Source organism: Lacticaseibacillus manihotivorans DSM 13343 = JCM 12514, assembly GCF_001435035.1.
Taxonomy (GTDB): Bacteria; Bacillota; Bacilli; order Lactobacillales; family Lactobacillaceae; genus Lacticaseibacillus; species Lacticaseibacillus manihotivorans.
Genome location: NZ_AZEU01000045.1, coordinates 1 through 10,320, shown reverse-complemented (window position 1 = coordinate 10,320; position 10,320 = coordinate 1). Strand labels below are relative to the sequence as shown.

Here is a 10,320-nt window from a genome sequence, read left to right as displayed (position 1 = left end):
CTCTGCATTGCTGTTCGCTCACAGGCGTCACCTGCTTCTCATGTCACCATGAGGCGGAACTTCCGAGTATACCTGCGTCCACATGTCGAGACGCTTCAGGTACCGGCACTCTAGTATGGGAGAGCCAGCCATTAGGTTCACACCACCTGACTGCGGATCTCTCTCTCCGGGTTTGCGAGGCGCTTCCCCTCGTTGCGAAGAAACCTGACGACGTAGCCTTAGCCGTCTCTCCACCTTGTTAACGCTATCAGAATAACACTATGGGTTTTAGAAAGCTAGCAACAAATTGTAAATGTTTGGTATCGTAACAGCTATTTTTCGTCATAAAAAACGTGCAGTCGACGTTTCATCTGTTATATTGGTCTATCTAAAAATTTATAACAAAACATCAAGTCCCCTGATGCCATTCAAATTCACGCCACTGATTTCAAATGTCAGTAATCAACAACGAGATTTTTAAACCCAAGCCATCAGCATACCGCTCAAGCGTTGCTAATGTCGGCACCGAATCCAGCCGTTCTAATTTGGCCAGTTGAGGCTGCTTCATCCCAATCATCTCTGCAAAATCTTTTTGAGAAATACCACGACTGATTCTAGTCGCTTCAAACCGTGATAACACGTTGATCAAAGCAACTTCGCTTTTTGGAATGCTCGAGATGGATTTTCGATAGTCGCGCCAAGTGGTCATTATAAATCGTCCTTTCAATATAGGCTCTGCATAGGCTCTGCGATTGCAACGCAACGATGCTTAAAGATAACAAGAAAGTTCCTGTCGGTCAAATGTTGAACTTTGTTTCGATATTCAAAACAAAGACCCCTAAGCCAAAATTCGGTTTAGGGGTCTACTTAACACAGTTTGCTTATTTGGCGAAGAATGGCACGGAACCATCCACCGCTTCAGCGATTTCATCAGAGTATGGCGCAATGGTCATGCCCAGTTCGGAATCCGCCAAGTATTCGTTGGCAATCACAGTCAATTGATCGAAGTAGTCACTGTAATCATCGAGGACTTGCATATCCAAAATCAAGAAGAAGGATTGTTGGTCGCCGATGGTCAAGGTTTTGATCCAGGCTTTGGAAACCAAATCATCGCTGGCAAATTTGTCGGCTAAGGATTCGAGTAACCCTTCTGGGGCTTTTTGACTGTCGCCGATGTGAACCGGTTGATCAGTTTGATCATGACGAGCTTGAGCTTGCTTGCCCAGGTCGATCAAAGAATCGTGGTCAAGGGTGATGTTGTCTTCAAACGGATTGATGACAGCCCCTTGCACATCGTCGTTAGAGCTGATCAAGTTGACCATTTCTTGGAAGTTGATCACGACGGGATGACATTTATCAACCGTTTCTTGATTGCCGCCTTCTGCCCATTGATCTAGCAAGGTTTGCGCAGCTTGCCAGTCGGTGAAAAATGGATGGAAAGTTTTGTCATCTTCGCCGGTCAATAATGGGAAAGAGATCTCCATCGGTTCATCGAAGTTCAAATGGCCGTCTTCAGTGGTTGGCACTTGATCATCACTTAAAGCAAAGGTGATCAAGTTGGCTTGTTCCACCAAGTTTTCTAAAAAAGCGGACATATTTTCTTGTGATTGATCAAGCGTCACTGAGCGCCACAAGCCTAACAGGTCATCGTTGGTGACTTGGTGTGCGGGATCGATTTGGCGATCGTCGGATTGGTTATCGTTGGTGTCATTGTTGCCAAAATTGAAAATTCCCATGTTGGCGCCTCCTATAGTTTAGCGGTTAAGGTCACATCTGGATACTTGTCTGCAAACCAGCGCAGTGCGTATTGGTTTTCAAACAAGAATAACGGTTGGTCATGAATATCTTTGACCAACAAGTTGCGCGAGCTGGACATCTTTTCATCGAGTTGTTCTGGATCGATCCACCGGGCCACACGCGAGCCGATGGTGGTCATTTCAACTTCTGAGTTGTACTCATTTTGCATCCGGAATTTGAAGACTTCAAATTGTAGCTGACCGACTGCCCCTAAAATGTAGTCGTTAGTCGAATACGTCCGGTACAATTGCACAGCCCCTTCTTGCACCAGCTGGGTCATCCCTTTGTGGAAGGACTTTTGCTTCATGACGTTCTTGGCGGTGACGCGCATGAACAGTTCTGGGGTAAATTGTGGCAGCGCTTCATATTCACGCTTTTGTTTGCCCGCGTAAATCGTGTCGCCGATTTGGAAGTTCCCGGTATCATAAAGCCCGACAATATCGCCAGCCACGGCGGTTTGAACGGATTCACGCGAATCTGACATGAATTCCGTGGCGTTGTTCAAACGGATCGTTTTGCCAGTGCGGGCCAAGGTGACATCCATCCCACGATCAAATTCGCCGGCACCGATACGGACAAAGGCGATGCGATCACGGTGGTTAGGGTTCATGTTGGCTTGGATTTTGAAGACAAAGCCGGAGAAATCAGGTGCAGTTGGCATGACTTCTTCGCCATCTTGCATTTTGTGTGGACCTGGTTGTGGTGCCATGTCAACGAAGTGCTTCAGGAAGGTTTCCACCCCGAAGTTCGTCAACGCTGAGCCGAAGAACACTGGGGTTTGATCGCCGGCCATGATCTTTTTGAGGTCATATTGGTTGCCGGCATCGTTGAGCAAGTCGATATCATCTAAAGTATCGCGATAAGTGGATTCATTGGCAATCGGTTCAGAGGGATCCAGCTTGCCGTCCTCGTTTAACGGTAAGAACTTCTCGCCGGCTTCGTTTTCGCGGTAAAGTTCGATTTGGTTGGCCATGCGATCGTACAAGCCGATCAAGCCTTTCCCCATCCCCATTGGCCAGTTCATCGCATAGCCTTCGATGCCGAGCAAGTCTTCAAGTTCTGCAATCAAGTCCAGCGGTTCGCGCCCATCACGATCGAGTTTGTTCATGAAAGTGAAAATCGGGATGCCGCGCTTTTTAACGACTTTAAAGAGTTTCTTAGTTTGGGCTTCGATCCCTTTGGCCGAGTCGATGACCATGACCGCAGCGTCGACAGCCATCAATGTCCGGTAAGTATCTTCAGAGAAATCTTCGTGCCCTGGCGTATCCAAAATGTTGATGCGCCGGCCAGCGTAGTCAAACTGCATCACGGAAGAAGTGACAGAGATCCCACGTTGTTTTTCAATGGCCATCCAGTCAGACTTGGCAAAATGCCCTGACTTTTTGGCTTTAACAGTACCGGCTTCACGAATCACGCCCCCAAATAACAGGAGTTGTTCGGTAATGGTGGTTTTCCCGGCATCCGGGTGAGAGATAATCGCAAAAGTACGCCGCTTGGCGACTTCATCTTTTAAGGCTTGAGGTTTCATTAAATGTCCTTTCACACGTCACTTGGGTCAAAGCCCACGAAAAGCGCTTCGAGCAAAAATGTCGAAGCGAGGTCGTTATCCATTATAAAGAAAACCTTGGCCCACGTCCACCTGCACGACTCGTTGATTTAACGGCGTTTCAAATATTTCATTTTTGTGTCTTGTATCAAACACCCCACTTTTCGCAAATATATATAGTAAGGAGGGATGTTAAATGAAAGTAGGAATTTTTGTTTCGTTGTTCGCCATTTTCGGTATCGGGCTGGTCAGCGTGTTGAAGGGTCGCCACCACTGGCCTTACAAGTTGTGGCCAGCGATCTTAGGGTTATCGTTGTTAGCAATCGGCGGGTTGTGGGAAGCAAGCGCTGCCCAAGCCACACCAAAGTCGACCACGGTTTCCAGTAGCAGTTCATCGAAACCATTGGTCAATAACGGGAAATTAACGTTGGATGGGAAAACCTTCACCGCAGATTTTGATCACGATGACACTTACACCATCGAAGTGCCCGTCAAAGCCGGTGATCGCGTGCAACTGACTGACAGCACCAACCAAAACGCTGATGCCGATGAACCACAAGATTATGATGACACCGTCAGTTACGAGCTGACCGCTAGCAACGAACCAGCCAAGATCCATCTCAAGCTGATTCACAAAACTGGCTACAAAACCGCTGACTTCAAGATTTTACCGGATCCGGATCGGCAAAGTAAGTACGCGATGTCATCAAGTAAGCAAGCAATTGCCGACAGCATTTCGGCAAGTTCTAGTGTGGCTGAGTCAAAGTCAGTGTCGGCAAGCGTTAGCAAAGCGGAGTCGACTAGTATTAGCGAATCGGAATCACTTGACGCGTATTGGTCAAGTTTGAGTTCTGCTTCTGATTCTGAAAGTGTCGTCGCTTCATCTAAGGCTGCCGCCGCCAGTGCCAAAGCCGAAGCCAATAAGTACAACACTGGCATCACCTATGATCAACTGGCCCGTGATCCAGACACTTATATGGGCAAGTTGTTGCACTTAACTGGCAAAGTGATCCAAGTGGTTGAAGGCGATACAGAAACAGACTTGCGGGTGGCCATTGACGGCGACTACAACAATGTGGTGTTAGTGGTTTACGACCCAACCACGCGCAGTACTCGGATCCTAGAGGATGATAAAGTGACTTTTTATGGCTTGAGCCTCGGCACCCAAAGTTACACGTCAACCTTAGGCGGCAAAATCACCGTGCCGTTAGTGCAAGCGGATAAAATCGATGACAGTGGTACCGCACCAAGCAACTACGGTTATTAAAAAAACGGCCTGCTTTTTGACAAGCGGGCTTACATATCGGAATTGACAGTGACGGGTTGCGCTCGTATAACGTGTATAGACATCACAATTTGACGTCAGAAAGGTTGCTGATTCCATGGTTGTTTCTTATCACTCGCAAAAAGTTGGCTCAGTGAATGTGTTTTATCGCGAAGCTGGTGACCCGAAGCGCCCCACCATGCTATTGCTGCATGGCTTTCCCAGTGCCGGACATGAATTTGATTCACTCATGCCTAAACTTGAACAGCATTTTCACCTGTTAGCGCCGGATCTGCCTGGATTTGGCCAAACGCACTGTCCGAAAAACTTTAAATACACTTTCGAGAGCTTGACGCAAGTGATCCACGACTGGCTCCAAGATCGTGGCGTCACCCATTATTATTTGTACGTTTTCGATTACGGCGCGCCGATCGGTTTTCGATTAGCCCTTGAAAATCCTGACGCCATTTTGGGCATCACCAGTCAAAACGGGAATATCTATCGTGAGGGTTTAGGCGCGAAATGGGCTGAGCGGGCGAAATATTGGGCGCATCCGACGCCTGCCTTGCGCAAGTTTTATCAATCAGCGTTTGCGCCAGACACGATCCGCAACCAATACCTCACCGGCACAACACCAGGCGCTGTTTCAGCAGTGAATTACACCAAAGACATCGACTTCACGCTTAAACCTGATTACGCTGTGCACCAATCCGATTTGATCTTCGATTATCAAACCAATGTGGCCTTGTATCCCCAGTTTCAAGCTTATCTGCGTCACTACCAACCCAAACTCCTCGCGGCTTGGGGTAAGAACGATCCTTCGTTTATTCCCGCTGGCGCCGTTGCCTTCAAACGCGATGATCCGAACACGCGCGTCGAGTTGCTGGATACTGGCCATTTTGCCTTGGAAACTCACGCAGACGTGATGGCTAAGCTCATGATCGAAACTTTTGGCGCAGATTAAATCGTGCTATAATAAATGAAAATATTATGAGAAACTAGGGATCACCATGGAAATCAAAACCACCACTCACCTTGAATCACAAACGTACCAAGACGCCTTGGCGATTCGCACCACCGTTTTTGTCAACGAACAAGGCGTCGACCCGCATTTAGAAGTCGATGCAAACGAAGACCTGTGCACATACTTTGTCGCCTATGAAGCCGGACTCCCCATCGGTACGGCCCGCTTATTGCCAGAAGACTATGGCTATCACGTCCAACGCGTCGCCGTCGAAAAAGCTTATCGCCACCATGGCGTCGGCAAGGCGTTGCTTGAAGCGATGCAAAAATTCGCCAAAGAAGTCCAAGCGCCAGAAATTCGCCTAGGTGCGCAAGTGCAAGCGTTAGGTTTCTACAAGGCGCTCGGCTACACCCCAACAGATAAACCTGAATTTATGGAAGCCGGGATTCGCCATCGCGAAATGCATATCATGTTGTAAGCCAAAAACTACCGCCGAAATTCGACGGTAGTTTTGTTTTCATTCTGATAAATAATGGTCGACGATTTCAACCAGTGCTTTCGTGGCGCGCCCATCCCCAACCAATTTCGTATAGTAATCGGCAAACCGTGAATCAGCCAAATACATTTGGACGATGCCGCGATGCATGGCTGGTGAATATTGTGGCGTCGCAGTTTTCAACCAATCGCGATGCGCTTCAAACACTTGTTGGGCCACAGCGCTTGGCAATTGCGAGTCGGCGAGATAGGCTAACAACCCGACTTTCAGTTCTGCTTCTCTGGTTTGCATCTTGGCGTATTGGGCTTCAGTCAGCCCTGAGAAATGTTGATCGGCGGCGTGTTTTTGTTCGGCGCCGTACTTGGATAAAACTTCTTGGCCGAATTTCTCATCATTTTCTGCGAGTTTGGCTTCTTTGAACGCGGCGAATTTTTGGGCATCAGACATATGGAGATCTCCTTGTAAATTTTGTCGGGTCAACTCAAGGCGTAACTGACTTTGAGCCAAGCGATCCAACTTCTCGGCTAATACGGACTGTTGCGCATTCAAAGCCTCGAGTTGAACGGCAGCTGGCGCATCCAACAACGTGCCAATGTCTTTTAATGCAAAGCCAAGTTCTGAAAACATCAGCACTTTTTGCAGGCGATCCGCGTCAGCGCTAGTATACGCACGATAACCATTGGCTGACACTTGTGGCACCACCAAGCCTAATTGATGATAGTAGCGCAAAGTTCGCGGGGTGACGCCTGAAAGTTTAGCGAATTGTTGAATCGAGTAAGTCATGTTGTCGCCTCCTGGTTGACTCCCCAAGCATAAGGCTTGACGTTACGTGATGGTCAAGCAAAAAATGCGATCGAAAATTGCGGAGACTCACAACACTCAAACTAGTATGTGACTGTGATCTGATTGTGAATCGTTTGTTTTGCTTGATGAGGCAATTTGACATCAGCCGAAATTGCGGCCGGTACTTTAATAAGTAATTTACCATTTTCTCGCCTAATTTGGATTAGACCATATTTCGTCTTATACGAAAGCGAATACGCCTCAACTAAATCCACCTTTGGCGCGATCTCGATGCTTGAAAAACCCGGTGCAGTCTGCTTCAAGCCAACCACGTCACGCACAAACCAATCAAGTACGCACCCCATGGCATAATGGTTGAACGAGAAAGCGCCAACTGTCCCATCTTGAGAAATTCCTTCCCAGGTTTCCCATATCGTTGTCGCTCCATGATCAACTTCATACAGCCATGATGGCGATTGTGACTGTAAAAAGACGTCCTTGGCAAGTTGCACATTTCCACTTTGTACCAAAACATCCAACAAATATGGCGTTGACAAGAAACCAGTGTCCAGTCGATTACCATTTTGGTGAATCAAATCAACCAAACGTTTGGTCAAAGGCGAAGTCATCGTATCCGGTACCATGGAAAAAGCTAACGCCAAAACATAACAGCCTTGGTAATCACTCACGAGGTTCAAATTTCGGGTCACATAATATTTTGTAAATGCTCGCTTGACCCGGGTGGCATATTCATCAAACGGAGAAGGGTCTTGTCCTAATACGGTAGCGACTTGTGCTAACACCTCACTGGAATGCGCCAAAAATGCAGTCGCCACAACATCCTTTGTGGCTGTGGACGTGGCCATTGGATTACCTTTGGACGCTTTCATAATACTAGGAAGCATCCAATCACCATAATGAAATTTAGTATCCCACAAATACTGACGGTCATCATTTTTTTGGCCTGCAGCACTCTTAACCGCATAATGGTGCCACTTGAGCATCGCCTGATAATTTTCAGCAAGTACCGTCTCATCGCCATATCGTTGATACAAAGTCCAAGGAACCATAATAATGGCATCTCCCCAACCAGCAGATGACAAGCTTCCGGTAAAGTCCGAACTGTAAAACAAGTCACGAGGAGCTGGCGAGTAGTCTAAAACTTGACCATCAGGCTGTTGATCGATTCGAACCGATTTAAGCCAGCGCCTGATGAACTGTTGGGTATCATAATAAAATGTTGAAGCCGGCGCAAACACTTGCATATCACCCGTCCACCCCATTCGCTCTCGCTGGGGACAGTCAGTCGGAATGGACAACATATTGCCACGTTGACTCCACAAAACATTGCACAATAAGCGATTTATGCGGTCGTCACTCGTCTGAATTTTTCCTGTCGCCGTCAGATCGCTGAAGATCACCTCTGCTTCGACGTGATCAATCTTGATATCTGTGATCCCGGTAATTTGGACATAACGAAAGCCATGAACTGTAAAATCCGGCTCAAGCGTTTCAAAGCGACCACGACCAACAAAAATATCAGTTTGATCCTTGTTTCGACCAATAATATTTTTAAAGAAGGTCCCATCTTTTTTTAGAACTTCCGCGTACTCTAAGACGACCTTTTGACCCCATGCCAAGTTTAATGCAATTTTCACCCGGCCAACTAGGACCTGGCCAAAATCAATCACCCAGCCGTTTTCGGATTGCCAGCACTTGACTGGTGTCATTGATATTTGACGATGAACCTGTGGACCAGTTTGTGGTGCCAGTCGCTGATAATCGGCCTGAATAATTTTTACCGGTGCAGGCGTTTCAGTGGATCGATCAATTAACCGCAGATCTTGCATTTCGCCAATTTGAAGGTCTGCATAACGCCACTTGCCTGTACGGGCAATAAATTTTTCATCGGTCCCCACAGTCCAGCACTTGCCAGAATCATCACACAATTTTAGATCTGCCAACGCTGCAAGTTGATGTCCGAACTGGGCACTGCCGCCTTGAACGCTGACTCGACCAGCATACCAGCCATCTGCCACAACTATTTGGAGTAAGTTTGAGCCATCTTTTACAAATTCCGAAACGTCGTATTCTTGAAACTGTAAATAGTTTGAATAAGCGGTAAAATCAGGCGCAAACAGGGCATCTGACACCAGGTGATGATTCAGGTAAACTTGATAGATACCTTGAGCGGTAATCGCTAATGTCGCAGATTTGATGCGATCAACCACAAATTTGCGTTCAAAAATCACTGCTGGTTTCAAACGTTGATTCACTGGTTGTTGTTCGGTCTTCATCCCCCCGAACATCTGGGCTAACGTAAACTTGGGCTCATCATTGACAAAAGCCCACTTTGCACTGATCCAACGACCCATCCAATGTCTTTTTTCTGCTTCGTATTTCACGACGATTGATTCACCTACTGCCTTCAAAAGTTATTTTGTTCGAATTTGTCCAGGATCGAATTGATGCTGTTTGGGGTCCAATTCAAGCCAAGTTAAGAATTTTGTAAGCGACTCTTGCCAAAAATTCCAGTCATGTTTACCGCGCCAGTGTTCAAAACGGACCGCTACTCCAAGATCCGAAAATGCTGTCGCGGTGCGTTGATTCGCTTGTAACAGGCCATCCTCATTGCCGCAAGTCATAAATATTTTGAGTTGATTTTTTTCTCAGGCGAAAGACGATCAGCTAGCCAAATAGGATTCTTATCACTTTTCGACACTGCTTCAAGATCATGACCAAACACAGCCTCAGCATATTTTCGTGTTTCGAATGGAATTGGCGAAGTATTCTGTCTTTGACTTAAATCAGAAATAATCAGTGCGCTAGAAAAAGCGCCAATCATACCAAAGGTTTGTTGATACTTGAGCCCATTACGCAACGCGCCATAACCACCCATTGATAAGCCTGCAATCATGGTATCGGATTGCTTAGGCGATAAGGGGAAAACCTTGCGGGTGAAATTTACCAATTCTTGACCAATAAACTCACCATATAACGCATGCGTTGCCTTTTGATCGACATAAAACTGATTTTCACCGGCAGGCATCACGACCGCAATGCCGTATCGAATGGATAAGTCTTGAATATTCGTGTGATTCAGCCAGTCATCTTCGCTACCTAAAATTCCGTGCAGCAAATATAGCGTCGGGTAAGTTTCCTGTGTCTGCACATCTTGACCGGGAAGTTGTGGCTGATCTGCTGGCAATATGACATTGATATGAACGTCACGTAATAAAGATTGTGAAAAGAAACGACACCTAAATACAGCCATGATAATTCTCCTTAGCTAAAAACAATTTTCTGTAGGGCAAAGTGATCAACGTGCGAAAAGGTCAGATTAACCTCATAACGACCTGGCTGAGCAGCTAAATCAGCCGATTCAACTTCACCATTTTTGATTTGGACCTTTCCAACCACAGTTTGATCAAACATTGTCATCGCGCAGTTTATACCGTTCCGATTACTCAAATAAGCGTCAAATAATTCCA

Annotated in this window: 10 protein-coding genes; 3 read left to right on the top strand and 7 right to left on the bottom strand. The window is 46.7% G+C overall.

Annotated elements, in window-relative coordinates; translation table 11 throughout:
- Positions 1-427 precede the first annotated feature (427 nt).
- The 3 genes from FD01_RS03095 to FD01_RS03085 all read right to left on the bottom strand — a co-directional run bounded on the left by FD01_RS03095 (position 428) and on the right by FD01_RS03085 (position 3,304).
- Entirely contained in the window at positions 428-688 is a 261-nt protein-coding gene (locus FD01_RS03095) for a helix-turn-helix domain-containing protein (RefSeq protein WP_054714989.1), read from the bottom strand.
- Positions 689-860: 172 nt separating this feature from the next.
- The gene (locus tag FD01_RS03090; RefSeq protein ID WP_056962539.1) at positions 861-1,715 is read right to left on the bottom strand and encodes an SseB family protein; all 855 of its coding nucleotides are present in this window, start codon (positions 1,713-1,715) and stop codon (positions 861-863) included.
- Between the two features lie 11 nt (positions 1,716-1,726).
- Entirely contained in the window at positions 1,727-3,304 is a 1,578-nt protein-coding gene (locus FD01_RS03085) for a peptide chain release factor 3 (protein WP_056962538.1), read from the bottom strand.
- Between the two features lie 214 nt (positions 3,305-3,518).
- On the opposite strand from FD01_RS03085, the gene FD01_RS16505 reads away from it, so the two are divergent.
- The 3 genes from FD01_RS16505 to FD01_RS03070 all read left to right on the top strand — a co-directional run bounded on the left by FD01_RS16505 (position 3,519) and on the right by FD01_RS03070 (position 6,028).
- Complete coding sequence (locus FD01_RS16505) at positions 3,519-4,589, top strand: hypothetical protein (RefSeq protein WP_225436154.1); 1,071 nt, start codon at positions 3,519-3,521, stop codon at positions 4,587-4,589.
- Between the two features lie 115 nt (positions 4,590-4,704).
- Positions 4,705-5,550, top strand: coding sequence for an alpha/beta fold hydrolase (locus tag FD01_RS03075; RefSeq protein WP_056962537.1), 846 nt, complete (start codon positions 4,705-4,707; stop codon positions 5,548-5,550).
- Between the two features lie 46 nt (positions 5,551-5,596).
- The gene (locus tag FD01_RS03070; RefSeq protein WP_054714981.1) at positions 5,597-6,028 is read left to right on the top strand and encodes a GNAT family N-acetyltransferase; all 432 of its coding nucleotides are present in this window, start codon (positions 5,597-5,599) and stop codon (positions 6,026-6,028) included.
- Positions 6,029-6,067: 39 nt separating this feature from the next.
- On the opposite strand, the gene FD01_RS03065 is transcribed toward FD01_RS03070, so the two are convergent.
- From FD01_RS03065 to FD01_RS16500, 4 genes are all read right to left on the bottom strand, one after another.
- Positions 6,068-6,829 (bottom strand): MerR family transcriptional regulator, encoded by a 762-nt coding sequence (locus FD01_RS03065; RefSeq protein WP_056962536.1) that lies wholly within the window; start codon positions 6,827-6,829, stop codon positions 6,068-6,070.
- A gap of 101 nt (positions 6,830-6,930) precedes the next feature.
- The gene (locus FD01_RS03060) at positions 6,931-9,234 is read right to left on the bottom strand and encodes an alpha-L-rhamnosidase (protein WP_152164745.1); all 2,304 of its coding nucleotides are present in this window, start codon (positions 9,232-9,234) and stop codon (positions 6,931-6,933) included.
- A 236-nt stretch (positions 9,235-9,470) separates the two neighbouring features.
- On the bottom strand, positions 9,471-10,103 hold the full coding sequence (locus FD01_RS03055; protein ID WP_054714971.1) for an alpha/beta hydrolase: 633 nt from the start codon (positions 10,101-10,103) through the stop codon (positions 9,471-9,473).
- Between the two features lie 11 nt (positions 10,104-10,114).
- On the bottom strand, positions 10,115-10,320 hold a 206-nt coding region (locus FD01_RS16500; RefSeq protein ID WP_235802921.1), incomplete at its 5' end, for a hypothetical protein.